20 protein-coding genes are annotated in these 25438 nt (G+C 67.7%); 9 read left to right on the top strand and 11 right to left on the bottom strand.

Annotation, left to right across the window (positions count from 1 at the left end; genetic code table 11):
* The first annotated feature begins 8 nt into the window (after nucleotides 1-8).
* Genes FBX97_RS08875 through FBX97_RS08860 form a run of 4 tightly spaced genes read left to right on the top strand, consistent with a single transcriptional unit; the run spans nucleotide 9 to nucleotide 5853 of the window.
* Nucleotides 9-704 (top strand): DUF6250 domain-containing protein, encoded by a 696-nt coding sequence (locus tag FBX97_RS08875; RefSeq protein WP_141830427.1) that lies wholly within the window; start codon nucleotides 9-11, stop codon nucleotides 702-704.
* 15 nt (nucleotides 705-719) lie between these two features.
* Entirely contained in the window at nucleotides 720-2132 is a 1413-nt protein-coding gene (locus FBX97_RS08870) for a glycoside hydrolase family 105 protein (protein ID WP_141830425.1), read from the top strand.
* A complete protein-coding gene (locus FBX97_RS08865; RefSeq protein WP_141830423.1) occupies nucleotides 2129-4588 on the top strand; it encodes a glycoside hydrolase N-terminal domain-containing protein in 2460 nt (819 codons plus the stop codon). Before FBX97_RS08870 ends, FBX97_RS08865 begins: the two co-directional genes overlap by 4 nt.
* A 26-nt stretch (nucleotides 4589-4614) precedes the next feature.
* Nucleotides 4615-5853 carry an oligogalacturonate lyase family protein gene (locus tag FBX97_RS08860; RefSeq protein WP_141830421.1) on the top strand — a complete coding sequence of 413 codons (1239 nt, stop codon included), beginning with the start codon at nucleotides 4615-4617 and terminating at the stop codon, nucleotides 5851-5853.
* A 19-nt stretch (nucleotides 5854-5872) separates the two neighbouring features.
* Here the strand turns inward: FBX97_RS08860 and FBX97_RS08855 are convergent, their stop codons facing one another.
* From FBX97_RS08855 to FBX97_RS29555, 7 genes are all read right to left on the bottom strand, one after another.
* Nucleotides 5873-6814 (bottom strand): glycoside hydrolase family 43 protein, encoded by a 942-nt coding sequence (locus FBX97_RS08855; RefSeq protein ID WP_141830419.1) that lies wholly within the window; start codon nucleotides 6812-6814, stop codon nucleotides 5873-5875.
* A gap of 35 nt (nucleotides 6815-6849) precedes the next feature.
* Nucleotides 6850-8154, bottom strand: coding sequence for a rhamnogalacturonan acetylesterase (locus tag FBX97_RS08850; RefSeq protein ID WP_141830417.1), 1305 nt, complete (start codon nucleotides 8152-8154; stop codon nucleotides 6850-6852).
* 105 nt (nucleotides 8155-8259) lie between these two features.
* Complete coding sequence (locus FBX97_RS08845) at nucleotides 8260-9573, bottom strand: right-handed parallel beta-helix repeat-containing protein (RefSeq protein WP_141830415.1); 1314 nt, start codon at nucleotides 9571-9573, stop codon at nucleotides 8260-8262.
* Between the two features lie 123 nt (nucleotides 9574-9696).
* A complete protein-coding gene (locus tag FBX97_RS08840) occupies nucleotides 9697-10929 on the bottom strand; it encodes a DUF4861 family protein (protein WP_255517360.1) in 1233 nt (410 codons plus the stop codon).
* Nucleotides 10930-10949: 20 nt separating this feature from the next.
* A complete protein-coding gene (locus FBX97_RS08835) occupies nucleotides 10950-12809 on the bottom strand; it encodes a rhamnogalacturonan lyase (protein WP_141830411.1) in 1860 nt (619 codons plus the stop codon).
* Nucleotides 12810-12937: 128 nt separating this feature from the next.
* Entirely contained in the window at nucleotides 12938-13249 is a 312-nt protein-coding gene (locus tag FBX97_RS08830; protein ID WP_141830409.1) for a hypothetical protein, read from the bottom strand.
* A gap of 111 nt (nucleotides 13250-13360) precedes the next feature.
* Nucleotides 13361-13507: a hypothetical protein gene (locus tag FBX97_RS29555; RefSeq protein ID WP_185748514.1), complete on the bottom strand. Its 147-nt coding sequence runs from the start codon at nucleotides 13505-13507 to the stop codon at nucleotides 13361-13363.
* Between the two features lie 203 nt (nucleotides 13508-13710).
* Between FBX97_RS29555 and FBX97_RS08825 the strand changes: the two genes are divergently transcribed.
* Entirely contained in the window at nucleotides 13711-14595 is an 885-nt protein-coding gene (locus tag FBX97_RS08825) for a LysR substrate-binding domain-containing protein (RefSeq protein ID WP_141830407.1), read from the top strand.
* A gap of 63 nt (nucleotides 14596-14658) precedes the next feature.
* Here the strand turns inward: FBX97_RS08825 and FBX97_RS08820 are convergent, their stop codons facing one another.
* The 3 genes from FBX97_RS08820 to FBX97_RS08810 all read right to left on the bottom strand — a co-directional run bounded on the left by FBX97_RS08820 (nucleotide 14659) and on the right by FBX97_RS08810 (nucleotide 17038).
* The gene (locus tag FBX97_RS08820) at nucleotides 14659-15126 is read right to left on the bottom strand and encodes a hypothetical protein (RefSeq protein WP_255517359.1); all 468 of its coding nucleotides are present in this window, start codon (nucleotides 15124-15126) and stop codon (nucleotides 14659-14661) included.
* Between the two features lie 129 nt (nucleotides 15127-15255).
* Complete coding sequence (locus FBX97_RS08815) at nucleotides 15256-16572, bottom strand: GMC family oxidoreductase N-terminal domain-containing protein (RefSeq protein WP_141830405.1); 1317 nt, start codon at nucleotides 16570-16572, stop codon at nucleotides 15256-15258.
* Nucleotides 16573-16603: 31 nt separating this feature from the next.
* The gene (locus FBX97_RS08810; protein ID WP_141830403.1) at nucleotides 16604-17038 is read right to left on the bottom strand and encodes a hypothetical protein; all 435 of its coding nucleotides are present in this window, start codon (nucleotides 17036-17038) and stop codon (nucleotides 16604-16606) included.
* Between the two features lie 149 nt (nucleotides 17039-17187).
* Here FBX97_RS08810 and FBX97_RS08805 point away from each other — a divergent pair, with 149 nt between their 5' ends.
* The 4 genes from FBX97_RS08805 (at nucleotide 17188) to FBX97_RS08790 (ending at nucleotide 25032) form a co-directional block, all read left to right on the top strand.
* Nucleotides 17188-18024 carry a ferritin-like domain-containing protein gene (locus FBX97_RS08805; protein ID WP_141830401.1) on the top strand — a complete coding sequence of 279 codons (837 nt, stop codon included), beginning with the start codon at nucleotides 17188-17190 and terminating at the stop codon, nucleotides 18022-18024.
* Between the two features lie 11 nt (nucleotides 18025-18035).
* Complete coding sequence (locus FBX97_RS08800) at nucleotides 18036-20432, top strand: DNA polymerase II (RefSeq protein ID WP_141830399.1); 2397 nt, start codon at nucleotides 18036-18038, stop codon at nucleotides 20430-20432.
* Between the two features lie 213 nt (nucleotides 20433-20645).
* Nucleotides 20646-23888 carry an efflux RND transporter permease subunit gene (locus FBX97_RS08795; RefSeq protein WP_141831057.1) on the top strand — a complete coding sequence of 1081 codons (3243 nt, stop codon included), beginning with the start codon at nucleotides 20646-20648 and terminating at the stop codon, nucleotides 23886-23888.
* The gene (locus FBX97_RS08790) at nucleotides 23878-25032 is read left to right on the top strand and encodes an efflux RND transporter periplasmic adaptor subunit (RefSeq protein ID WP_141830397.1); all 1155 of its coding nucleotides are present in this window, start codon (nucleotides 23878-23880) and stop codon (nucleotides 25030-25032) included. The genes FBX97_RS08795 and FBX97_RS08790 overlap by 11 nt, the downstream gene beginning before the upstream one ends.
* Before the next feature lie 63 nt (nucleotides 25033-25095).
* Here FBX97_RS08790 and FBX97_RS08785 read toward each other — a convergent pair whose 3' ends face one another.
* Nucleotides 25096-25359 (bottom strand): hypothetical protein, encoded by a 264-nt coding sequence (locus tag FBX97_RS08785; protein ID WP_141830395.1) that lies wholly within the window; start codon nucleotides 25357-25359, stop codon nucleotides 25096-25098.
* Between the last annotated feature and the right edge of the window lie 79 nt (nucleotides 25360-25438).

The following is a 25438-nucleotide window of genomic DNA, read 5'->3' as shown; positions in this document are numbered from 1 at the left end:
AGCGCGACATGAAGACGCAGCTCCTTGCCGCCGTCCTTGCATGCGCCGCCGGCGCCACCCAGGCCGCGGCGCCGGCCTGCACCGACTGGGGCCGGCGCGGCGCGCTGATCCACCACGACGATTTCAGCGGCCCGTTGAAAGGCTACGTTGCCGAATACGCCGCGAAACCGGGCAACACGGTCGAGACCCGCGACGGCCGCCTGCTGATGGACGTCGACAGCGGCGCTACCGTCTGGCTCGACAAGCCGCTGTCGGGCGACATCCTGATCACCTACACCCGGCGCGTGGTGGTCGACGGCGGCAAGAACGACCGCCTGTCCGACTTCAACCACTTCTGGATGGCGCGCGATCCGCAGCAGGCATCTCTGTTCACCCGCTCGGGCAAGTTCGAGGACTACGACGACCTCGAACTGTACTACGTCGGCATCGGCGGCAACACCAACAGCACCACGCGCCTGCGCCGCTACGGCAACGGCGAGCGGGTGCTGCTGGCCGAGTACAAGGACAAGGCCCACCTGCTCGCGCCCAACCGCGACTATGCCATCGAGATTGCCGTCTACAAGGGCTGCACGCGGATGCGCGTCGACGGCCAGGAATGGTTCAATTACCGCGATCCGCGGCCGCTCACCGGCGGCTATTTCGGCCTGCGCACCACCTGGTCGCGCCAGACCGTGGATGACCTTACAATCTACCAACTACAATAATACGGAGACCCGTTGATGAAAGCCCCGCTACTGCGCACGACGCTCCTCGCTGCACTCATTCCGCTGGCGTTGCACGCCGCGGCCCAGGAAGCGCCGCCACCGCAGGAAAAGGGCCCGGCCGCCGCCGACGCCATGCTGCACGCGCTCGAGGTCAAGTACCCGACCCCTTACCGGGTAATGGAAGCCGCCGAGGTCAAGGCGGTGCTCGACCGCGTCTTCGCTTACCTCGACCGCACCACGCCGGCGGAAATCGTCGGCAAGACGAGCGGCGCCGCCATCACCGACCTGACGAAGCCCGATCCGGACGCGGTACTGAAGCCGGGCGACTTCCGTCTCACCAGCTACGAATGGGGCGTCACCTATACCGGCATGCTGGCCGCCGGCGCCGCCACCGGCGACGGGCGCTACCTCGATTACGTCAGCCGGCGTCACGGGCTGCTGGCCCGGCTCACGCGCACCTACCTGCCCACCGTGCGCGCCGACCTGCAGAACGCGCATGCGCCGATCAAGAGCTTCCTGAACCCGCACGCGCTCGACGACGCCGGCGCGCTGTGCCACAGCTTCCTGAAGGCGCAGCTGGCGGGCATCAAGGTCGACTACACGCAGATGATCGGCATCTGCGGCGACTTCGTGACGAAACAGGAATACCGGCTGAAGGATGGCACCCTGGCGCGCGGCGGGCCGGACGGCAAGGGTGGTGTCAAGATGCGCCCGCTGCCCGACACACTGTGGCTGGACGACATGTTCATGGGCGTGCCGACCATGGCTTACCTCGGCAAGACGACCGGAGACCGCAGGCACTACGACGACGCCGTCAACCAGGTGCTGCAGTTCTCGAAGCGCATGTTCAACCCGCAGCTCGGTATCTACATGCACGGCTATGTGGAGGGCATGCGCGACCACCCCGAATTCCACTGGGCGCGCGCCAACGGCTGGGCGGTGATGGCCATGGTCGAGGTGCTGGAAGTGCTGCCGAAGGAACACAGGGGCTACAAGCCGGTGCTGGACCAGCTGCGCGCCCACATCAAGGGCCTCGCTTCGTACCAGACCAAGGAAGGCTTCTGGCACCAGCTGATCGACCGCGACGACACCTACCAGGAGACCTCGGCCACCGCGATCTATACCTACGCGATCGCGCGCGCCGTCAACCGCGGCTATGTCGACGCCCAGATGTACGGTCCGATGGCCAACCTGGCCTGGAACGCGGTGGCCAGCAAGGTGACGAACGCCGGCCAGATCGAGGGCATCTGCGTCGGTACCGGCATGGCCTTCGACCCGGCCTTCTATGCGTTCCGCCCGACCAGCGTCAAGGCGGCGCACGGCTACGGCCCGGCGCTGCTGGCCGGCGCCGAGATCATCGAGATGAACAGGAAGTTCAGGTTCGGCCTGAACGACAGCGGCCTGATGTACCAGGGCGTGCGCCAATGAAGATCGCCGTTGTTTCGCTGCTGGCGGCGGCGCTGGTGCCGCTGAAGGCGCCGGCGCAGGGAGCATACACGCTCCACTACGACAAGCCGGCGTCGACCTGGACCGAAGCCCTCCCGGTCGGCAACGGCCGCCTCGGGGCGATGGTGTTCGGGAATACCGCCGACGAACTGCTGCAGCTGAACGAGGCCACGCTGTGGAGCGGCGGCCCGGTCAGCCCGAACGTCAACCCGGGTGCCTACGCCCAGCTCGCGCCGGCACGCGCCGCGCTGAAGGCAGGCGACTATGCGGGCGCCGCCGGCATCCTGACGAAGATGCAGGGCCGCTACAGCGAAAGCTACCTGCCGCTGGCCGACCTGCGCATCCACCAGCAAGGCGTCGGTCAGGTAGCGTCCTACTACCGCGACCTGGACATCCGCGACGGCATCGCCACCACCCGTTTCAGCGCCGGCGGCGTCAATTACCGGCGCGAGGTCTTCGCTTCGGCACCCGGCCAGGTGATCGTGGTGCGCATCAGCGCCGACCGGCCGCGTGCGCTGTCGCTCGACATTGGCGCCAGCAGCCAGCTGCGGTTCGCCGGCCAGGCACAGGACGGCGCCATCGTTTTGCGCGGCAAGGCGCCGGCCCGCGTCGATCCGAATTACTACAAGGGGCCGTCCGAGCCGGTCGTGTACGACGACCCGGCCGGCTGCCGCGGCATGCGCTTCGAGACCGTGGTACAGCCGCGTATCCAGGACGGCACGCTGGAAGCAGCCGATGGCAAGCTGCAGATCCGCGGCGCCAGCGAGGTGGTCTTGCTGGTGTCGGCCGCCACCAGTTTCGCCGGCTTCGACAAATGTCCCGACAGCGCCGGCCGCGACGAGCATGCGCTGGCCACGGCGCCGCTGCGCACGGCGGCCGGCAAATCGTACGCCGCCCTGCGCGCCGAGCACGTGGCCGACGTGCGCAGCTACTTCGACCGCGTCGACCTGCGCCTGGGCGGCACAGATGGCGCGGACCGCAGCGCGCTGCCGACCGACCGCCGGCTCGAAGACTACGCGCGCGGCGGCCGCGATCCGCAGCTGGAAGCGCTGTACTTCCAGTTCGGCCGCTACCTCTTGACGGCATCCTCGCGCACGAAGGATGCGCCGGCCAATCTGCAGGGCATCTGGAACAAGGATGTCCGGCCGCCGTGGAGCAGCAACTACACCACCAACATCAACCTGCAGATGAATTACTGGCCGGTCGAGGCGGCCAACCTGAGCGAGATGTTCACGCCGCTCGACGGTCTGGTCCGCCATCTGGCCGTCACCGGCGCCGAGACCGCGCAATCCTACTACCGTCTGCCGGGCTGGGTGGTGCACCACAATTCGGACATCTGGGCCGCCAGCAATCCGGTCGGCGACCTCGGCCACGGTGACCCCAAATGGGCCAACTGGTACATGGGCAGTGCCTGGCTGAGCCGGCACCTGTGGGAGCACTACCAGTTCAGCGGCGATAAAGAGTACCTGCGCAGTACCTATCCGGTCATGAAGGGCGCCGCCGAATTCATGCTCGGCTGGCTGCAGGAAGACGCGCAGGGCCGTCTGGTGACGATGCCCTCGACCTCGCCCGAAAACGTGTTCCGCTATGGCGACGGCAAGGAAAACAGCGTCACCATGGGTTCGACCATGGACATGGGCATCGTGCGCGACCTGTTCACCAACGTGACCGCGGCGGGCGCGGCGCTCGGCGTGGACGCGGACTTCCGCGCGCGCATCGCGGCGGCGCGGGCCAGGCTGCTGCCGTTCCAGGTCGGCGCGCGCGGCCAGCTGCAGGAATGGAACCTCGACTTCGATGAGGTCGAGCCGCACCACCGCCACGTGTCGCAGCTGTACGCGCTGCACCCGGCGCGCGAGATCTCGCCGCTGGCGACGCCGGACCTGGCGCGCGCCGCGCGCCGTACGCTGGAACTGCGCGGCGACGACGGCACCGGCTGGTCGCTGGCCTGGAAGGTCAATTTCTGGGCGCGCCTCCTCGACGGCGATCACGCCTACGCGCTGTTCCGCAACCTGCTGCGACTCACGAAGGACAGCGACCCCGCATGGAGCGGCCACGGCGGCGCCTACCCGAACCTGTTCGATGCGCATCCGCCATTCCAGATCGACGGCAATTTCGCCGGCACCGCCGGCGTGATCGAGATGCTGCTGCAAAGCCAGAACGGCGAACTGCACCTGCTGCCCGCCATGCCGGCGGCGTGGGCCAGCGGCAGCGTGCGCGGGCTGGTCGGGCGCGGCAACTTCGTGGTCGACATCGCATGGCAGGGTGGCAGGCTGGCGTCGGGCGAGGTGCTGTCGCGCCTTGGCGGCCAGTGCACCATCCGCAGCGCGACGCCGATCGCGATCCCGGCGCTCAAGCTGCGCAGCCAGAAGTCGGCCCTTGGCTACACGCTGACCTTCGACACCCGCAAGGGCGCGCGCTACCGCGTGGTGCCCGGCTGAACACATATATATAGACGGAGACGCGGATGAAGATGAACAGGATCGTCACGCTGGCGCTGGCAGCGCTGCTGTCCCAGGCGGCGCTGGCCCAGCAGGTGCTGGTGACCGGCTCGCAAAAGCCGATGCCCGCGGAATGGATCGACAAGGATACCGGCCACCTGGTGCGCCGCCTGTCCGGCCCCACCGGCCCGATTGCGAACTGGTATTTTCATAACAACCCCTTCATCGCCCAGCAGGGCAGCGAAGGCGACCGCATGGTGTTCGTCAACCAGGTAGACGGCGTCGCCCAGGCGTTCACGCTGAACCTGAAGGACGGGAAAACCGAGCAGATCACGAACGACCCGGCACCCAAGCGCGTGCTGCCGATGATCGCGCGCCGCACCCGCGAAGTGCTGTACCAGGCCGGCGACACGCTGTACGCGACCGGCATCGACACCAGGAAGACGCGCAAGCTGTACACCTTTCCGGAAGGCCAGCGCGGCGGCTTCGCCACCATCAATGCCGACGGCACCGTGCTGGCAGGGAGCATCGCGGCGCCGGAACAGATCGAGATCGGCCATAAATATCCGAAGAAAAGCGACTACTTCGACCGCATCTATGACGCCCATCTGCTGAACAGTATCTTCACCATCGACATCGCGAGCGGCGCGATGAAGACTGTCCACAGCGAAAACAACTGGCTCGGCCACATCCAGTTTTCGCCGACCGACCCCGACATCCTGATGTTCTGCCACGAAGGCCCCTGGCACAAGGTCGACCGCATCTGGCGCTACAACCTGAAGGACAAGACCACGACGCTGATGCACAAGCGGACCATGCCGATGGAGATCGCCGGCCACGAAGGCTTTTCGCCGGACGGCAGGACGATCTGGTTCGACCTGCAGAAGCCGCGCGGCCAGACCTTCTACCTTGCCGGCGCCGACGTCGCCAGCGGCCGCGAAGTGGCGAGCTACGCCTTGAGCGCCAACGAATGGTCGATCCATTATGCGGTGGCGCCGGGCGAACAACTGTTCGCCGGCGACGGCGGCGATCCGACCCAGGTTGCGCACGCGCCGGACGGCATGTGGATCTACGCCTTCTATCCGGATGGCCAGCGCTTCCGGTCCGAGAAGCTGGTCAACATGAAGGCGCACGGCTACCGCGACCTGGAACCGAACGTGCACTTCACGCCGGACGGCAAGTGGGTGGTGTTCGGCGGCACCTTCGAGGGTCGGCACGAGACTTATGCGGTGCAGGTGCGGAAGCCGGCAGCTGGATCGTCCTGAGCGCCGGGGCGCTCCCGGATCAGCGCGCCGGTACAGGCATGGCGCGCAGATTCTGGATGACGTCCGCCGGCACCGGGATCGCCGTCCCATGGCGCATGCGCACCGGCGTGTTTTCGTCCGGGAAGCGCATCCGGGCGGTGACGTCTTCCCATCGGGTCAGGTCACCGCCGCGCGCGCGCATGGCGCCGTAGTGCTTGGCGGTGTAGGCGTCATAGTAAAGGATGACGTCGGCACCGACCTGCAGCGCCGTCGGACCCTCGGTCCACAGGCCGGGCGGGGTGATCGGGGCGGACAGCGTGCCGAACGGACCCTGCACCGAGCCGGCGCTGGCCAGCTGCAGGTACTTCTTCGGCGGGTTGCGCGTTTCGTCCTTCACCAGCAGCCAGTCGTGCCCCTGCGACCGCACGAAGGTGGCGTCGATCACCGAGAAGCCGGGGTCGTAGAACAGGCGGGTGGGGGTGAAGGTGGAGAAATCCTTGGTGGTCGTCGCGTAGATGCGGTGGTTGTACTTGCCGTCGCCCTGGCCTTCGCCGGCAGGGAATTTGCCGGGCACGGTGGACGACCAGAAGATCAGGAATTCGCCGCGCCTGTCGTCCCAGGCGATTTCGGGCGCCCAGGCATTCAGCGAGCCTGGCTCGGCGGCCATCACCGGCAGGTAGCGCTGCGCCGACCAGTGGACCAGGTCCTTCGACGACGCATAGCCGATGCCGTCCTCGGTCCAGCCGGCGGTCCAGACCATGTGGTATGTACCGTCCGGGCCGCGCACGATGCAGGGGTCGCGCATCAGTTTCGATATGCCGACGCTCGGCTTCAGGTAGCTGGCGCCGCCGTTCAGCTTGTCCCAATGGTAGCCGTCGCTGCTTGCCGCCAGGTGCAGGCCGTCTTCGCCGTTCCTGGTGAAGTAGGCGAAGACGTAAGCATCCGCAGCGGGCGGCGCCGGCGGCGTGGCGCAGGACGCCATTAGAACAGGCACCAGAGCGGCTATTAAACGCGGCCTCACTTGTTGCCCTCGTCGCCGAGCGGACGCTCGAGCGTCACCTGCGGGCTCGGCGGCACGGCGAACGATGCCACCGGGTCCGGGTGGGCCGGATCGAAGCGGAAGTCGTCGACGATGAAGCGGGCCGCCGGCAGGCCGGCCTGCCGCAGGCCGAGCACGACCAGCTTGGCCAGCTCGTAGCTGCCGTAGGGGCTGTGGTGGGTGTTATCGAGCTTGCCCGGCTGCGGTTCGGCAAAGGCGGGCACGCTGCCGTCCGGGCCGAGGGCCGTGTACAGCGTCTTGCTCATGGCGTTCAGGTCGATGAAGGGCACCTTCAGTTCCTGCGCCGCCTGGCGCGCGGCTTCGGCGTAGTCGGCGAGCGTCGGCACCAGCTTGCCGTCCTCGAAGCGCCGCCGCTCCATCGGCGAGACGATCACCGGCAGGCCGCCGCGGGCGCGCACGGCATCGACGTGGGTCTTGATCTCGTCCTTGTAGGTGGTGAAGGGGCCGCCCTTGCCGTCCTTGATCTGCTTCTGGTCGTTGTGGCCGAACTGCATGACCAGCATGTCGCCAGGCTTCATGGCGGCGAGGATCTTGTCGGTGCGGCGGCGCGCGAGCGCATCGCGGTAGGTCTCGCCCGATTCGCCATGGTTGGCGACCGCGATGCCCGGCTTGAAGAAGCGCGGCAGCATCTGGCCCCAGCTGTTGTACGGTTCGCTCGGCTGGTCGCAGACGGTGGAGTCGCCCAGCAGGAACAGGGTCGGCACGTTGGCCGGCGCGATCTCGATGCTGCGCACGGCCGGATGCGCGCCATGCAGTCCACCATTGAATTCCAGGGTCAGGCGCGCATCCCAGGCCCAGGCTTCCTGCACGGTCTCGCGCGGCGCCTTCAGCTTGACCTGGCCCGCCTCGACGCCGTTGGCGGCCGGGATCGCCGGCGTGCGCACGTTGACGGTGAAGGTACGCGTGACGGTCTCGCCGGCCGCGGTCTGCACGTTCTCGAGCATCAGGCGGCGCAGTTCGGCCTTGACCGTGGTCGTGGCAGGCGCCTTGTCGTCGCCAAGGGTGACCGTCACCTCGTAGTTGCCCTCGGGGAGAGCGACGCTGAAATAGAAGGGTGCCGTGCTGCCGGCGTGGGTGCCGGCTTCGAAGCCGTAGCCGCGGGTGGCGCTGTAGGCGCTGCTGTCGACTGCGGTGTAGCCGGCCGGCGCCTTGCCCGGGCCGAAAGCGAAGCGATAGGTCTTGTCGGTGCCGGCGGCGTGGGCGAAGCCGGCGCCGCCGAGGGCCAGTGCGAGGATCAGGGCGTGCAGTTTGAATCGTGGCATAGGGGCAGTGGACACGGTGATGGAAGCTGGGCCTATTCTATGCACCCCGTGCCCTCGTGGGCGATTGCCCCGGAAAGAATCAGCAGCGTGATCGCGAGGCAGCCCTCAGCGTTCGAAGGCCCCCAGGTCCGGCGCCTTGCCCTTGAACGGCAGGCCGACGTCGATGCCCTTGTCGACCAGCGCGCTGCCTGCGCGCGGACGGAAGTTGGGCAGGTCCGGCAGGCTGCCGTCGGGCTTGCGCGGCGCGTCCCAGCCCAGCTTCGAGACGCTCTCGAATTCGGCATCGCTGACCGGCACGGCCAGGTCCCACGCGTTGTGCGCGGAATCGGCGCCGGCCACTTTCAGCGTCGACGGCGACGGCGACAGGTTGTTGCGCAAGGTGCCGAGATACACGGGGCTGCCGTCCGGCGCAATGCCGAGCATGTTGAAGTCGCTGCCGTTGGCAAAGGCGGTGTTGTTGGTAAAGTCGAGCGCCAGCGGATGGTGGTTGGCGTAGAAGCCGGACACCTTGTTGCCGAAGGCGACCGAGAAGCGCACCACGTGCCTGACGCCGTTCGGTACATACTTGCCGCCGTAGCCGCCGGCCTTGATGCCGTTGCCGTTGCCGGCCGGGAGTGAGGTACGGGTGCCGGGCAGGTAGCCGTGGTCCCAGGCCCACGAGTATTCGATGGTCACCGGCGAATACGCATTGATCAGGTCGAACCCGTCGTCGGTGTTGGCCCAGGCGCGGCAGCCGCGGAACACGTTGCCTGGATGGCCGGCGCTGACGTGGGCGCCGAAGCCGTCGGCGCTCTGGCCGGCGCCGTTCGAGGTGTAGGGGTCGTAGTTGTGGTGCGAGTCGCTGTTCAGGACCAGGTTGTCGCTGCCGTCCTTGATGAACAGGCCCGGTCCCATGTTGTGGTGCAGGTTCAGCCCTTCGTAGATGCCGTGGCTGGCGTTGATCCAGATGCCCCAGGATTCGTGGTTCAGCCGGTTGCCGGGCTGCTGCGGGGCGCCGGTCACTTCCAGGCCTTTCAGGTGGAGCCAGTCGCCGGTCACTTCGATGCCCTTGACGCGGCAGTCGTCCTTCATCGCGGCGAAGTCGAGGACCGGGGTCTCGCCGGGGTAGGCCCAGTAGCGGATCGGCTGGCCCGCCTGGCCGCTCTTGTCGAGGACCACGCCGCTGACGCTGGCGCGGCGGGTGGCGCAGGAGCTGGTGGCGGCGGTGAAGGTGTAGGTGCCGCCGCGCAGGTAGACGGTGTCGCCGGGCTTGGCTGCCTGCTGGGCGCGGGCCAGGGAGTGCCAGGGGCTTGACTCGGTGCCGGCGGCGCTGTCGTTGCCGGTGGGGGCGATGTAGAAGGTGGCGGCGCTGGCGCTGGTGGCAATGGCCGTGAGGAGGGGGAGCGCGAACACCACGGTGCGCTTCGATAGAGTATTCACGATCGTTCCTGGTGGGTGTCGTCGCGGGCCACCGGCAGATGCTTATGGTATGCGACGAACTTGGGCCCCCGCCTTCGCGGGGGCGACGTTCGAAAGCCGCAGGCTTTTGTCAGGCTCCGGCGGTCAGCCGCCGCTCGACAGCTTGATCTGCACCGGCGCCCGTACCCGCGCCGCTTCGTCGGCGACCAGGCGCTGGAACTGTTGCTGGTCCTTGATCTCGCCGGCGCGGTCCCAGGCGGCGCCGATGTAGTAGGTCAGCGGCTGGCCCGAGGTGGCGGGCGCCAGTACCAGCGCGTTGCGGGCGTCGCCCGTGAAGGGCTGGGCGCCGGCGCTCGGGACGATCAGCGCCACGCCGAAATTGCCCTTGGATTTCTGCACCACCCACTGCACCAGCGACTTGTCGGCTGGGTTTTCCGCATAGGCGATCCTGGCTTCCTCGCCCTTGTCGCTCGGGGTCTTGTTCAGGCCGATGCCGACCGTCAGCTGCTGCGGGCCACTGAAGGTGAAGGTGCTGTCCATGCGGTCGAAGTAGCGGCCGGCGTCGGTGGTGAAGCGCTTCACTTCGGTGACCCTGGTGCCGTTCGCGTCCCAGGCGTCGTAGCTCAGTTCGAACACGGCGCGCACCGGGCCGTTGGCGACCACCTTCCACGATGCGTAGTTGGCGCTGGTGCTGAGCGTCTTGCCGTCCCAGATGCCGGTGCCGCCGGCGCCGCGCGAGGCGCCGACGTTGTACATGTCGATGCCTTCGCCTTCGTCGTGGTGGTAGTGGTCGTGGCCCTTGTTGTACCAGCGGTCGACGATCGGGTAGGACACGCGCTTGAACCAGATATCCAGGCCGCTGGTCTTCAGGACTTCCTTGCCGGTGTTGCCGGTGTCCGGCGCCTGCAGCGCGGGGCCGTAGGTGCGGTGCGCCAGCTTGTCGTTCTCCCACGCGAAGTCGTCGAGGCGTTCCGGCACGTAGCGCGCGAAGGCCTTCGGTGCAAAGGGGGCGGTCAGGGTCTCGCTCTTTTCGACGGTGAAGGTCGCGGACTTTTCGCCGGCCTTGAAGTCGTGCTGGAACAGCAGTTCGCCGTAGGCGGCGCCGACGTTCTTCGGGTCCTTGGCCTGCGGCGCGACGTTGGTCACCTGGTAGGGCAGCATCTGGCCGCTCGCATCCTTGATCACCAGCTTCTGGACCAGCGCATGCGGCAGCGCGGCGTTGACCTGGGTCCAGGGGATGACGATGGTTTCCGACGGACGGGCGATGTCGAGGCTGTGGGTGACGGTCACTGTCAGGCGCTCGGCGGCGCCGGCCAGGCAGGCCGGCAGGGCGGTGACGGCGAACAGGGCGAAGGCAGCGGTTGTACGAACGTTCATGCGAAGAGTCATAGGTGAGGTCAAGGTACGTGAATCGCTTGCGGTACGGGCGGCTGCATGCCGTCCCCCAGGTAGAAGCTCGGATGCGGCGGCTGATTATAGCCCGCGTTCTGGCCCGCAACCTGGGCCCGGTATTGCGGGTCGTGCATCAGCGTGACGAGGCGGTACGGGGTCGGCACGGTGGTACTGAATACCAGCAGCGCGTCGTCGTTGCGGCTGCGCCAGACGACTTCTTCGCGCCAGTCGCCGAACAGGTCGGCCGACAGCACCGGCGTCGACTTGGTGCCGTTGGTGGATGCCGCGCCATAGTCGGCGCCGTCGACCAGGCGCTCTAGGCGCCCGGTGGCGGGGTTCCACTTGTCGATGTGGACGCCGTCGAGCGGCTCGCGCAGCAGGTCGCCGTCCCACCACAGGCCGAAGTTGATGCTGCGCGGGTGCGTGTCCGCGACCTGCTTGCCTGAGGCGTTCATCAGGCCACCGGCGCTGGCCCAGCATTCTTCGCCCGGATAGGCCGGGTCGATGTCCATGCAGGTGCCGCGGCCGACGTCGTGCCCGTCGCCGCCGAGGCTCCACAGGATCTTGCCGGTGGCGGCATCGTGCATCTCGACGCCGCGGCCCTGGTAGCAGGACGGGGTCTCGTGGACCATGAAGACCTGCAGGCCGGCGCGGGCCGGATCGAGCTTGCCGACGTGGAGGGTGTCGCCGTGGCACAGGCCGGTGCTGTAGAGGAGGGTGCCGTCGCTGCGGATGGTGGCGGCGCCGTAGACCAGGTCGTCCTTGCCGTCGCCGTCGACGTCGGCCACCGACATCCAGTGCGCGCCCTGGTGGTTGGCGGCCGCGCCCGGACCGGGCTTGCCCTCGCGGGCGCCGGCGTCGCTGTCGAAAACCCAGCGGCTGCTCAGCTTGCCGTCGCGCCAGTCCCAGGCCGCCAGTACGGCGCGCGTGTAGTAGCCGCGCGAGAATACGGCGCTCGGACGCGCACCGTCGAGGTAGGCGACGGTGCCGAGGAAGCGGTCGACGCGGTTGCCGTAGGCGTCGCCCCAGGCCTTGACGTCGCCGCGCGCCGGCAGGTAGTTCGTGGAAGCCAGCGCGGCCCCGCTGCGGCCGTCGAACACAGTGAGGAATTCGGGTCCGTCGAGCACGTAGCCGTTGGCGTTGCGGTAGTCGGCCCGCGCGTTGCCGATGGCTTTCCCCTCGCCGTCGACACTGCCGTCGGCCGTCTTCATCATCACCTCGGCCTTGCCGTCGCCGTCGAAGTCGTAGGCCAGGTAGGTCGTGTAGTGGGCGCCGGCGCGGATGTTGCGGCCCAGGTCGATGCGCCACAGGCGGGTGCCGTCGAGCTTGTAGGCGTCGATGTAGGTGTTGCCGGTGTAGCCCGGGTGCGAGTTGTCGTGGGCGTTGGTCGGCTGCCACTTGACCAGCAGCTCGTAGCTGCCGTCGCCGTCCAGGTCGGCCACCGAGCCGTCGTTGACGTTGTAGGTATAGGCCTTGCCGTCGGGCGTGGTGGCGCCTGGCGGTTTTTGCAGCGGGATGGTCTTGTACGGCTGTTCCCAGGTGGCGCCGGCGGCGGCGTCCGGCGCGCCCGCCGTTCGCACCGTGTAGCGGGCGGTGGCTTTGGCGCCGCCGTCCATGAAGTTGGTCACCGCCAGCGGCTGGGCGTTCAGCTTGCGCCCGTCGCGGTAGAGGTCGAAGGTGGCGCCCGGCGCATCGGTGCCGAGGGCGCGCCAGCCGATGAAGTTACCGGCGCCGGTGTGGATCGCGACGACGCCGCGGTCGAGCCGTTCGACTTGCTTGCCCGGTGCTGCGATGGCGCCGGGGCCGGCGCAGCAGGCCAACATGCCGGCCGACAGCAGGCTTGCGATCTTGGTGTGAACAGCCATGAGTGAGGAGACCGAATGGTGCAGGATTGCCATTCGAGTATCGGCGCCGCCTTTCGGCCAGTCAATCTCCGGTGCTGGCGCACGCCCAGATAATCACCATCTTGAGCGATGGCGCGACCGTCATGCGCTCAGTGTATTGACGGGTAGCGCAGCCAGTCGACGCGTCCCAGGCGCGCCAGCAAGGTCGGCCCGGGCAGGTTGCTGTCTTCGAAGGAATCGAATTCGTGGGTGAAGTAGACGCTGCCGCGATAAAGTGCGATCAGGACGAAGGGGTTGTCCTGGAAGCAATCGGTGGTGAGCAGATCCTGGATCGCCTCGTCGGCGACCTTCGGGTCCTGGGTGCGGGTATCGGTCCAGCGCAGGATGCCTTCGTCCGGTCCGCCGTCGAGTGTGCGGACATATACACGATAGGCGGCGGCGCGTCGTTTGTCATGTCTCATCGTTCACTCCAGCGCGGCAATCGCTTCGGTTGTCAAGGAAGCGATATCGTACGCCTGTCGGAAAAATAATGGCGCGGAAATGGAAGCGTTTCACCGCCGCAGGCGTTGCGTTCAGCGCACGACCTGGTTCGCCCGATGGGCGGCTTGCTGCGCAGCGGTGGCCGCGCGTCCGCGCAGCTGCCTCGCATAGTCCAGCTTGGCTTTGATGCTGGCGATGACAGCCAGCGTTCCGATCGTTGCGGTCAAGGCGTGCAGCATGATGTCCTCGTATCTAGGGTTCGCCGGGGCCGGAGGCACCTTGGCAGGATTCTTGACGGGCGCGGCCAGCCGCGGCGTCCTTCGCCAGCGTTGCTCCCCGTAGCCAATGCGTCCATGTTGTGATGGTAGACCCAGGGTGAAGGCTCCGCAATCTGGCAATTCCGGTGCTAGACTTCGGGATTTCCGAATGCTGGAGTGCGACGATGCGTTTCGACCTGACCGATATGCGGCTGTTCCTGAGCGTGGTGGAAAGCGGCAGCCTGACCCAGGGTGCGCGCGCGATGCACCTGGCGCTGGCCTCGGCCAGCGAGCGCATCGCCGGCATGGAAGACGTGCTCGGTGCGCCGCTGCTGGAGCGCAACCGGCGCGGCGTACGCACCACGGCGGCCGGCGATGCGCTGGTGCGGCATGCGCGTTCGATCCTCGGCCAGGTCGAACAGATGCGCGGCGATTTGCGCACGTATGCCACCGGTCTGAAAGGGCGGGTCCGGCTGCTGTCGAATACCTCGGCCAATGCGATCTTCCTGCCGCCGCAGCTGTGCGCTTTCCTGGCGGCCCATCCCGACCTGTCGATCGACCTCGAAGAGCGGCGCAGCGTGGATATCGTGCAGGCCTTGCTCGACCGCCGCGCCGACCTCGGCGTCGTGGCGGACAGCGCCGACCTCGGCACCTTGCAGATGCACCTGATCGCCAGCGACCAGCTGGTGGTGGTGGTCGGCGCCTCGCATCGGCTGGCGCGGCAGGCGGACGTCGCGTTTGCCGACGTGCTCGGGGAACCCATTGTCGGGATGGCGGATACGGCGCTCGAATCCTACCTGGGGGAGCGCGCCTCGCGCCTGGGCCGGCAGCTGGATTACCGGATCCGCCTGCGCAGCGTCGAGAACGTGGCGATGTATGTGGAAGCCGGGATCGGCATGTCGATCCTGTCCGATGTGGTGGCAAAGACGCTGCAGCGCGAGGTGGTCATCCTGCCGCTGGCGGAAGCGTGGGGCGCACGCCGGCTGTACCTGTGTGCGCGCGATTTCTCGGCCTTGACCGCCCACGCGAACCTGCTGGCCCAGCACCTGCTGCGCGGCGCCGGGCGCTGAAACGACAACGCCGCCCCCGCAGGAGCGGGCGCGGCGCGGTGTAGCTACGCTGCTATATCAAAATTACTTGGCGGCGTCCTGCATCTTCTCGCCGGCACGCTCCACGGCACGGCCGGTCGCGGCGGTTGCCTTGCTTGCGCCTTCCTTCACGTTGGCGGCGGCTTCCTTGGATTCCTGCTTCACTTCGGCGCCGGCTTCACGCATGCTGTCGCCAGCACGGTCGGCAGCGGCAGCGGCCTTGTCGCCCGCGCGGTCAGCTGCGGCTTCCATCTTGTCGCCTGCGCGGTCGGCCGCGGCGGCGGTGTTGGCGGCGGCGTCCTGGGCAGCGGCCTTGGCGTCGGCACCGGCTTCACGCGCGGTGGCGGCAGCGTTGGCGGCCGAGTCGTCGACGGCCTTGCCTGCGGACTGGGCAGGGCCCATGCCGGTGTTGGTGTTGGTGTTGTCAGCCTTGTGGCAGCCGGTGGCCAGCACGGCAACGGCCAGCATCAGGCCCGACAGGGTGGCTTTGTTCAGCAGGGTGGTCTGTTTCATGTTGCGCTCCTTATCAAATGTCGCTTTTTGATTATTCCGCTTTTGTCAAAAGATCAAGCTGGTGAAGCAATATTACCAACGACTTGGCCCGCGCACGATTGGAGATTGTTCCAAAGCGTAACCGTGGAATCAATATTGCTTCTGATCAATTCCCGCTAGTTGCCAGCCCAGGCGGCGGCCGAGGCACAGCAGGGTCAGCGTCGGCGGCAGCCCCCAGGGCCCGGGAATCACCGAGGCGTCGCAGACATACAATCCGGGCACCGCCGTCTGCAGGTCGCTGCCGACCCGTTCGCCGATCGCCACGCTGCCACCCGGATGCGCGGCGAAGTGGTGGCTGGCGAAGATGTGGCGCGCACCGGCACGCTCGAGCACGGCGCGCGCCAGCCCGATACCCTGGTCGAACTTGCGGCGGTCTGGCGGCTGCAGGGTCTTGTCGACCCAGCGCGGGCCGATGCGCCCGCCGACTTCATCGCGGATCTTGACCATGATGCTGAGCGTGTGCGCATGCGCGAACAGGCGGTCGAAGCGCCCGGCCTGGGCCGCGAAAGCCTGGTACATCGGGCCCGGCAAGGTCAGGTCGGCATAGGCGATGCCGTCTGCACCGTGGTGCATGCCGGCCGCCATCGGCACTTCCTTGCCGCCGTCCTCGATGCCGTCGACGCTGCCCATCACCGCCACCACCGGATCGCTGAAGAAGGCCGCCGGCCCGTCCATCAGGCCGGAGGCCGCCAGCAGGCGCGGGCTGCCGATGCCGCCGGCCGCCAGCACCACCAGCGGCGCCGGAAAGCTGCGCGGCCTACCGTCGACCACGGCATCGACGCCGGCAGCGCGGCCCTCGCGCACCAGCAGGCGCGTGACGCGCGCGCGCGCCTGCAGCACGGCGCCGGCCTTGACGGCGTCGTCGACCAGCTCGCGCGCGCTCCACTTGGCGCCGAACGGGCAGCCGTAGACGCAGCGCCAGCAGCCGCTGCGGCAGGCGGCGGGACGGATCATCTTGTCGAGCTTGTGCCAGTCTTGGCCCAGGCTGCGCGCGGCATCCATGATGCGCGCCGCCATCGGGCCGACCAGCGTATCGGGCAATGGGCCGAGCGGCAGTTCGGCGTGCCAGGCATCCAGGGCGGGTGCCAGGTCGATGCCGTGCGCCGCGAACAGGGCGGCCGGCGGCGGCGCGGCGGTGGCGAAGTTGATGGTGGAGGTGCCGCCGGTGGTCAATGCGCGTACCAGCAGCGACAGGTCGCGGTGCAGGAAGGCACCCTTGCCGGGCACCGCGGCGCGCGCCGCCATCTGGGTGAGGGTGCCGGCGATGGGCGCCGCGTCGCCCTGTTCGAGGAACAGCACGCGGGCGCCGCTGCGCGCCAGTTCGCGGCCGGTGCTGGCGCCGCCGGGGCCGGTGCCGACGACAATCGCGTCGAAGGTGCTATCGAATGTGGTGCGGGAAGAATCCATGCGCGCATGCTAGCACGGCGCATGGGCGGCATCAGGCCGCCTGGCGCGGGCGCACCCGGCGCTGCGGCGGACCGCGCCGTTCCTGGTCCGGCGCCATCCATACCGGGTGCTGGCCCAGGCCATCCACGCCGAAATCGAGCACGCGCCGTAGCCCCTTCAGCGTGACCGGCTTGAACAGCAGTGCGCCGGCACGGTGGTGGTGGCCGGCGCCGCTGGCGTCGCTGTCGAGCATCAGCACGATGGCGGCGCCCGGTGCCAGCCGCGCCAGCTCGCCGGTGAACGAGCGGCGGTCGTCGGCATTGAAGTCGGTGCAGGTCAGCACCGCATCGAAGCGCACAGCCTGCAGGGTCTGCAGTACAGACTTCGGCGTCGCGGCGGATGCGACGAGATAGCCCATCGACTTCAGCAGGCTTTCGGTCTGCCCATGGGCGGCTTCGTCATATTCCAACAGTAGTGCACTTTTCATAAGATGTCCCTCCTGTAACAGGGATGACCCCGAAGCGGGCGGCTTCAAGCTGCAAGTTGTAACAATTTGACTCGTCCGTGGGACCGCTCGGGTACGTTGGGGTGCCGGATTTGGTAAACTCGACGTTTTGTTCCAAAGGATCTCCCGACATGGCGCGCCCGCATGACACTGCATACGAGCTCCGCGCATCCGCCCTGCGATGCCTGGTCGAGCCGGACCCCGCCGCCAAGACCGGCGGCGTGGCGGCGCTGGTCGAGGCTGCCCGCAGCGGTACGATCACGGTCGACCGTGCTGCCGTGTTCGACGAGCCGGCGGCGATTCCGGGGCGTCCGGCACGTCCCGAGCTGGTGCCACCGCGCCTGGTGGGCCGGCGTTCGATGGCGACCGTGGAAGGACGCGCCATGCTGGTCCACGCGCTGGCCCACATCGAATTCAATGCGGTGAACCTGGCGCTGGACGCGGTCTGGCGCTTTCCGGGCATGCCGGACGGGTATTACTTCGACTGGCTGCGCGTGGCCAGCGAGGAAGCCCTGCATTTCAAGCTGCTGGCCGGCCATTTGAAGACACTCGGCTACACCTACGGCGATTTTCCCGGGCACGACAGCCTGTGGGAGATGGTCGCCAAGACCAGTTGCGACGTCCTTGCACGCATGGCGCTGGTGCCGCGCACGATGGAAGCGCGCGGCCTCGACGCGATTCCGCCGCTACGCGCCAAGCTGGCCCAGGCCGGCGACCCGGCAGCGGCCGGCATCCTCGACGTGCTGCTGCGCGACGAGGTCGGCCACGTCGAGATCGGCAACCGCTGGTACTTCTACCTGTGCGAGCAGCGCGGGCTGGAACCGGTGGCGACCTACGACGATCTCACCGTGCAATACACGGCGCCGGTGCTGAAAGGACCGTTCAACGTCGAGGGACGGCGCGCGGCCGGCTTCACCGAGGCCGAGCTGGCGCGCTATGCGCTCGACGCCTTGCCGGCCGGGGCTTGAACACATCCAATATGAGTGACTCTCCGCAGCAAGGCTTCCTGCTCACCCGCCACTGGCGCGATTTGGATGAAGGCGTCGAGGTCGAGCTGTGGCTCGCCACCGACGATGGCCCTTACTGCCTGCGCCTGCCGCCGGCCGAAGCCGTCGCCTTCGTCCCGGCCGAGCAGGAAGCGCTCCTGCGGACCCTGCTGCAGCGCGAGCGCGGCGTCGAGCTGCGGCCGCTGGCGCTGTGCGATTTCCGCAACCGTCCGGTAATGGGCTTGTACTGCCGCCATTACCGCCACCTGATGCGCCTGGAAAAGCGCCTGCGCGAGCACGGCATCGATGTCTACGAAGCCGACATCCGCCCGACCGACCGCTTCCTGATGGAGCGTTTCATCAGTGCGCCGGTCGCCTTTGCCGGCACGCCGGCGCCCGGCAATCCGCGCCTGCTCGAAGGCGCGCAACTGAAACCGGCTCCCGACTACCGTCCCAGCATCCGCACCGTCTCGCTCGACATCGAGACCACCATGCAGGGCGAGTTGCGCTCGATCGGCCTGGAAGGCTGCGGCCAGCGCGTCGTGTACATGCTGGGGCCGCCGAACGGCGATCCGGCCAAGCTCGACTTCGACCTCGAGTATTGCGAGTCGCGCCTCGAGCTGCTGGCGAAGCTGGAAGCATGGATGACACGCCACGATCCGGACGCCATCATCGGCTGGAGCGTGATCAACTTCGACCTGCGCGTGCTGCACGAGCATGCGCTGCGCCTGAATCATCCGCTGCGCATCGGCCGCGGCGGCGCGGCGATGGAATGGCGCACCAATCCGAACGCCAGCGGCGAGCGCGAGGCGCGTTATTTCTGGGGCTTGCCGGGCCGCCTGGTCATCGACGGCATCGAAGCGCTGCGCTCGGCCACCTGGGGTTTTCCCTCGTTCAGCCTGGAGCACGTGGCGCAAAGCCTGCTCGGCGAAGGCAAGTCGATCGACAATCCCTACGACCGCATGGCCTCGATCGACCGCATGTTCGCCCAGGACAAGCCGGCGCTGGCGCGCTACAACCTGAAGGACTGCGAACTGGTCACGCGCATCTTCGACAAGACCGGCCTGATGGCCTTCCTGCTGGAGCGCGCCAGCGTGACCGGGCTGGCCGCCGACCGCAGCGGCGGCTCGGTGGCGGCTTTCGAACATTCCTACATCCCGCTGATGCACCGCCAGGGCCGGGTCGCGCCCAACATCGGCGACGTGCCGGCGGCGGACAGCCCGGGCGGCTTCGTGATGGATTCGCGCTCGGGCCTGTACGATTCGGTGCTGGTGCTGGACTATAAAAGCCTGTACCCGTCGATCATCCGCACCTTCCTGATCGACCCGGTGGGGCTGGTGGCCGGACTGGAAGCGCCGGAGGAAGAGACGGTGCCGGGCTTCCGCGGCGCGCGCTTCTCGCGCACGAAGCACTGCCTGCCCGGCATCGTCACCCGCGTGTGGGAGGGCAGGGAAGCGGCCAAGCGCGCCGGCAACCAGCCGCTGTCGCAGGCTTTAAAGATCATCATGAACGCGATGTACGGCGTGCTCGGCACCCCGGCCTGCCGCTTCTTCGACGACCGCCTGGCCTCGTCGATCACGATGCGCGGCCACGAGATCATGCACCGCACCCGCGAGCTGATCGAGGAACGCGGCTACCAGGTGATCTACGGCGACACCGATTCGACCTTCGTCTGGCTCGGCGGCGCCCGGCCCGATGCGGACGCCCTGCGCATCGGCCGCGAACTGGTGGAGCACGTAAACGGCTGGTGGCGGACGCACCTGCAGCAAACGCTGGGACTGGAGAGCGCACTCGAACTCGAATACGACACCCACTTCCGCCGTTTCCTGATGCCGACCGTGCGCGGCTCCGACGAAGGCAGCAAGAAGCGCTATGCCGGCCTGGCCGGCACGGCGGACGGCGGGGAAGAGGTGGTCTACAAGGGCCTGGAAAGCGTGCGTACCGACTGGACCCCGCTGGCCCAGCAATTCCAGCAGGGCCTCTACGAGCGCGTGTTCCGGCGCCAGCCCTACGAAGACTATGTCCGCGACTACGTGGCGCGCACGCTGGCCGGCGAGTTCGACGAGCTGCTGGTCTACCGCAAGCGCCTGCGCCGCCCGCTGCACGAGTACGAGCGCAACGTGCCGCCGCACGTGCGCGCCGCGCGCCTGGCCGACGACTTCCACGTGGCCCAGGGACGCGGCCCGCAATACCGCAACGGCGGCTGGATCCGCTACCTGATGACGACCGCCGGCCCGGAACCGATGGAGAGCGTGGAAGCGGGCAAGGCGGCGCCGATCGACTACGAGCATTACCTGAGCAAGCAGCTGGAACCGGTGGCGGACGGCATCCTGCCCTTCATCGGCGACAGCTTTACGCGCCTGACCAGCCCGCAGGGAGCCTTGTTCTGAATAAAATGTTGCATTGCACCATGCTGGTGCAAAAAATGCTGCCTATATACATTCCTATACAAATCAGACAGTCGTTAGCCGGCTAATGATCTAGGCAGCGAAGCATTTTTGGCCCATATTAACGGGTTGGCGCGGTGACAATCGGCTGAGTGTCCGGTACTTACGGGACATTGCACGACGATCTGCCGCGCGCTTCATTGGAGTCAATACATGCTGCTTAACCTGGTTCGCATCGCCTTGCGGCGACCGTATACCTTCGTCGTGCTGGCGCTGGTGCTGCTCATCCTCGGGCCGCTCGCCGCCATGCGCACACCGACCGACATCTTCCCCGAGATCAAAATGCCGGTGATCGCGGTGGCCTGGCAATACACCGGCCTGCCGCCCGACCAGATGGCCGGCCGCATTTCGACGCTGTTCCAGCGCAGCCTGACGACCACCGTCAACGACATCGAGCACATCGAGGCCAACACCTATCCCGGCGTCAGCGTGGTGAAGATCTTCTTCCAGCCGGGCGTCGACATCGCGGTGGCCAACGCCCAGGTGACCGCGATCGCCCAGGCGGTGGTCAAGCAGATGCCGGCCGGCGTCACGCCGCCGCTGGTCATCAACTACAACGCGGCCACGGTGCCGATCCTGCAGGTGGCGCTGTCCGGCAAGGGCCTGTCCGAACAACAGCTGTTCGACCTCGGCTTGAACACCGTGCGTACGCCGCTGGTGACGGTGCCGGGCGCCGCGATCCCGTTGCCGTACGGCGGCAAGCAGCGCCAGGTGCAGATCGACGTCAAGCCGGACGCGCTGCAGGCGCGCGGCCTGTCGGCCCAGGACATCGCGAATGCGCTGGCAAGCCAGAACATCCTGACCCCGGTGGGTACCCAGAAGATCGGTGAACTCGAATACACGATCCAGCTGAACAGCGCGCCGTCCGCCATCGAGGACCTGAACCGTCTGCCGATCAAGGTGGTGAACGGCACCACGATCCTGATGCAGGACGTCGCCAACGTCCACGACGGCAATGCGCCGCAGACCAACGTCGTCCACGTCGACGGCGGCCGTTCGGTGCTGATGTCGGTGCTGAAGAACGGCTCGGCCTCGACCCTGGCCATCGTCGACGGCGTGCGCGCCAAGCTGGCCGAGATGAAGGCCGGCCTGCCGGACGCCCTGAAGGTGGTGGCGATCAACGACCAGTCGGTATTCGTGCGCGCCGCCGTCAAGGGCGTGGCGACCGAAGGCGCGATCGCCGCGCTGCTGACCAGTATCATGATCCTGCTGTTCCTCGGCAGCTGGCGCTCCACCGTGATCATCGCGGTGTCGATTCCGCTGTCGATCCTCGGTTCCATCATCGCGCTGGCCGCGACCGGCGAAACCCTGAACCTGATGACGCTCGGCGGCCTGGCGCTGGCGGTCGGCATCCTGGTCGACGATGCCACCGTCACCATCGAAAACATCAACTGGCACCTGGAGCAGGGCAAGGCGGTGGAGCCGTCCATCCTCGACGGCGCCCAGCAGATCGTGGCGCCGGCGCTGGTCTCGCTGCTGTGCATCTGCATCGTGTTCATCCCGATGTTCTTCCTCGAAGGCGTGGCCGGCTTCCTGTTCGTGCCGATGGCCAAGGCGGTGGTGTTCGCGCTGGTCTGCTCGTTCATCCTGTCGCGTACCCTAGTGCCGACCATGGCCAACTGGCTGCTGCGCGCCCATAACCCGAGCGAGGAGCACCACCAGCTTCCTTCCAATCCGCTGGCCCGTTTCCAGCGCGGCTTCGAGGCACGCTTCGAAGGCATCCGCGGGCGCTACCACGGCATGCTGGATGGCGCGATCAAGCGCCGCAAGGCCTTCCTGATCGGTTTCTTCGCGGTGGTGCTGGCATCGTTTGCGCTGGTACCTTTTCTGGGCAGTAACTTCTTCCCGTCGGTCGATTCCGGCCAGGTGCTGATCCACGCGCGCGTGCCGGTCGGCACCCGCATCGAGGAAACCGCGGCGCGCTTCGCCAGGATCGAAGCGGCGATCCGGCGCGTGATCCCGAACCGCGAGATCGCGACCATGGTCGACAACATCGGCATGCCGGCGTCGTCGATCAACGTCACCTACAACAATACCGGCGTGATGGGCAGCCAGGACGGCGACTTCCAGATCGCCCTCGGCGAAGAGCATGCGCCGACCGCGGAATACGTGCGCAAGCTGCGCGACGTGCTGCCGCGCGAATTCCCGGATACGACCTTCTCGTTCCCGCCGGCCGACATCGTCAGCCAGATCCTGAACTTCGGTTCGCCGGCGCCGATCGACGTGCAGGTGCGTGGACGCGACCTGGAAGGCGACTACCGCTACGCCCAGCAGCTGCTGAAGCGCATCCGCGCGATCCCGGGCGTGGCCGATGCGCGCATCCAGCAGTCGAACCGCGCGCCGACCTTCAACGTCGACATCGACCGTACCCAGTCGCAGCTGCTCGGCCTGACCACGCGCGACGTCACCAACAGCATGGTGGTCAACCTGGCCGGTTCCAGCCAGGTGGCGCCGACCTATTGGCTGAACCCGGCCACCGGCGTGACCTATCCGATCGTGATGCAGACCCCGCAGAGCGACATCGACTCGCTGTCGGCGCTGTCGGCCCTGCCGGTCGGTAACGGCAGCTCGGCGGGCGCGGCCACGCTGGGCGGCATCGCCCGCTTCACCCGCTCGAGCGGCAGCGCGCTGGTCAGCCAGTACAATGTGGCGCCGATGGTGCAGATCCACGCCACCACCCAGGACCGCGACCTCGGCAGCGTCGCCGCCGATATCCGCAAGGTGCTGGCCGACACCCAGGCCGACCTGCCCAAGGGCGCGACGGTCGAGATGCTGGGCCAGGTGCGCACCATGGAGCGCGCCTTCTCGGGCCTGCTGTTCGGCCTGCTGGGCGCGATCGGCCTGATCTACCTGCTGATCGTGGTGAACTTCCAGTCCTGGACCGACCCGGCCGTGATCGTCGCCGCGCTGCCGGCCGCGCTGGCCGGCATCGTCTGGATGCTGTTCGCCACCCACACCACCTTGTCGGTGCCGGCGCTGACCGGCGCCATCATGTGCATGGGCGTGGCCACCGCCAACAGTGTCCTCGTCATCAGCTTTGCGCGCGAGCGTTTGCTCGAACTGGGAGACGCCGCCGCGGCCGCGCTGGAAGCCGGCTTCGTGCGCTTCCGCCCGGTCCTGATGACCGCGCTGGCCATGATCATCGGCATGCTGCCGATGGCGCTCGGCCTGGGCGAGGGCGGCGAGCAGAACGCCCCGCTGGGCCGCGCCGTGATCGGCGGCCTGGTGTTCTCGACTTTTGCCACGCTGGTGTTCGTCCCCGTCGTCTTCAGCCTCGTGCACGGGCGGCAGCGTCGTGCCGCCGACGCAGGCCTGCCGCCGCAAGCCGGCGTATCCACCCCATCTGGCGCATTACCTTCTGGCGCATTACCTTCCGGAGTCACAGCTCATGTCAACTAAACCCTCGCGCGCCCGTCCGGCGCTGTTCGCCGCCGTCGCCATCCTGGTTGCAGGCGGCGTGGTCGCCGGCGGCCTCGTCACCCGCCACAACCAGGGCGAGCAACTCCAGGCCGGCGCGGCCGAGCGCTCGGTGCCGACCGTGAGCCTGGTGTCGCTGAAGGACATCCCCGCCTCGGATCTTGAACTGCCGGCCCGCATCGAAGCCTGGGCGCGCGCGCCGATCTATGCCCGCGTCAGCGGCTACCTGGCGCGCTGGAACGTCGACATCGGCACCCCGGTGAAAGCCGGCCAGGTGCTGGCCCAGATCGACACCCCGGACCTCGACCAGGACCTGCGCCAGGCCCAGGCCCAGCTGGCGGTCGCGCGTACCGGCCTGACGCTGGCCGACAGCACCGCCAAGCGCTGGCAGGCGCTGGTGGGGCAGAACGCGGTGTCGAAGCAGGAAGCCGACGAAAAGCAGAACGACTTCATGTCGCGCCAGTCGACCGTGCAGGCGCTGCAGGCCAGCGTCTCGCGCCAGCAGGCGCTGAAAACCTACACCAGGCTGGTTGCGCCCTTCGACGGCGTGGTGACGGCGCGCAATACCGACGTCGGCGCGCTGGTCAATGTCGGCGGTGCCAGCGGCAGCGAGCTGTTCGTGGTGTCCGACATCCGCAAGCTGCGCGTGTACGTGAACGTGCCGCAGCGCCAGGTGGCGCTGATCAAGCCGGGCAGCAAGGCCACCCTGAGCGTGCCCGAGCGCCCGGACGTCAGCTACACCGCCACCGTGCAGTCGACCGCGCAGGCGATCGCCGCCGGTTCCGGCACCATGCTGGTCCAGCTCGCGGTCGACAACAAGAATGGCGAACTGCTGCCGGGCGCCTACGCCAACGTGCGCTTCGACCTGCCGGCGGACGCCAGCACGGTCAGCGTGCCGCCGGGCGCACTGATGCTGGGCAAGGACGGGGTGCGCGTGGCGACGCTGGACGGCGCCAACAAGGTGCGCATCAAGAAGGTCACCATCGGCCGCGACATGGGCACCGTGGTGCAACTGGCCGGCGGCGTCGAGCGCTCCGACCGGATCATCGACAGTCCGCCGGATGGGTTGGCGGAAGGGGATACGGTGCGCATTGCGCAGGCTGCGCCGGTGAAGGCGAAGTCCTGAGTCCATATTGACGTCGTCCCCGCCTTCGCGGGGAGTCGTTTCCGGCAGTGCCGGGAACGACGGTTACGCCGCCAGTCCCTTCTGCAGCAACTCAGCCACCAGCTGGTTCAATTCCACCCCACGCTCCTTGGCGGTCGCCTGCAGCTGCTTCACCAGTTCCCCGTTCAGTTTCACCGCAAACGGCACCAGGCCGGCGGCGCGGTCGCGCTCGCGCTGTTCGCGGCGATCGGGCACGGCGCCGCTGGCGCCGCCGAAAGCCGCATTCTTCGCAGTCATCTCGTTCTTGAGTCGTTCGGCATCGCGTTTTGCCAGGTCGGTTCGTTTCATCGTCGGTCCTTCAGTGATCAAACGGGCATTGTAACCGCGACGCCCGCGCGCCGATGCGCAACTGAGGCGATGAAATGAA

Source organism: Herbaspirillum sp. SJZ107 (assembly GCF_006715485.1).
Classification (GTDB): domain Bacteria; phylum Pseudomonadota; class Gammaproteobacteria; order Burkholderiales; family Burkholderiaceae_D; genus Telluria.
The sequence above is the reverse complement of the archived record's forward strand: the minus strand, read 5'-3'. Positions and strand labels throughout refer to the sequence as shown.

Bases quoted from the DNA above. Each gene is read 5' to 3' on its own strand.
- FBX97_RS08790 (WP_141830397.1), top strand. From the start codon at position 23,878: ATGTCAACTAAACCCTCGCGCGCCCGTCCGGCGCTGTTCGCCGCCGTC.
- FBX97_RS08850 (WP_141830417.1), bottom strand. From the start codon at position 8,154: ATGCCACGATTCAAACTGCACGCCCTGATCCTCGCACTGGCCCTCGGC.
- FBX97_RS08830 (WP_141830409.1), bottom strand. From the start codon at position 13,249: ATGAGACATGACAAACGACGCGCCGCCGCCTATCGTGTATATGTCCGC.
- FBX97_RS08860 (WP_141830421.1), top strand. From the start codon at position 4,615: ATGAAGATGAACAGGATCGTCACGCTGGCGCTGGCAGCGCTGCTGTCC.
- FBX97_RS08820 (WP_255517359.1), bottom strand. From the start codon at position 15,126: ATGAAACAGACCACCCTGCTGAACAAAGCCACCCTGTCGGGCCTGATG.
- FBX97_RS08785 (WP_141830395.1), bottom strand. From the start codon at position 25,359: ATGAAACGAACCGACCTGGCAAAACGCGATGCCGAACGACTCAAGAAC.
- FBX97_RS08840 (WP_255517360.1), bottom strand. From the start codon at position 10,929: ATGAACGTTCGTACAACCGCTGCCTTCGCCCTGTTCGCCGTCACCGCC.
- FBX97_RS08800 (WP_141830399.1), top strand. From the start codon at position 18,036: ATGAGTGACTCTCCGCAGCAAGGCTTCCTGCTCACCCGCCACTGGCGC.
- FBX97_RS08805 (WP_141830401.1), top strand. From the start codon at position 17,188: ATGGCGCGCCCGCATGACACTGCATACGAGCTCCGCGCATCCGCCCTG.
- FBX97_RS29555 (WP_185748514.1), bottom strand. From the start codon at position 13,507: ATGCTGCACGCCTTGACCGCAACGATCGGAACGCTGGCTGTCATCGCC.
- FBX97_RS08815 (WP_141830405.1), bottom strand. From the start codon at position 16,572: ATGGATTCTTCCCGCACCACATTCGATAGCACCTTCGACGCGATTGTC.
- FBX97_RS08855 (WP_141830419.1), bottom strand. From the start codon at position 6,814: ATGGCGTCCTGCGCCACGCCGCCGGCGCCGCCCGCTGCGGATGCTTAC.
- FBX97_RS08875 (WP_141830427.1), top strand. From the start codon at position 9: ATGAAGACGCAGCTCCTTGCCGCCGTCCTTGCATGCGCCGCCGGCGCC.
- FBX97_RS08835 (WP_141830411.1), bottom strand. From the start codon at position 12,809: ATGGCTGTTCACACCAAGATCGCAAGCCTGCTGTCGGCCGGCATGTTG.
- FBX97_RS08870 (WP_141830425.1), top strand. From the start codon at position 720: ATGAAAGCCCCGCTACTGCGCACGACGCTCCTCGCTGCACTCATTCCG.
- FBX97_RS08825 (WP_141830407.1), top strand. From the start codon at position 13,711: ATGCGTTTCGACCTGACCGATATGCGGCTGTTCCTGAGCGTGGTGGAA.
- FBX97_RS08810 (WP_141830403.1), bottom strand. From the start codon at position 17,038: ATGAAAAGTGCACTACTGTTGGAATATGACGAAGCCGCCCATGGGCAG.
- FBX97_RS08865 (WP_141830423.1), top strand. From the start codon at position 2,129: ATGAAGATCGCCGTTGTTTCGCTGCTGGCGGCGGCGCTGGTGCCGCTG.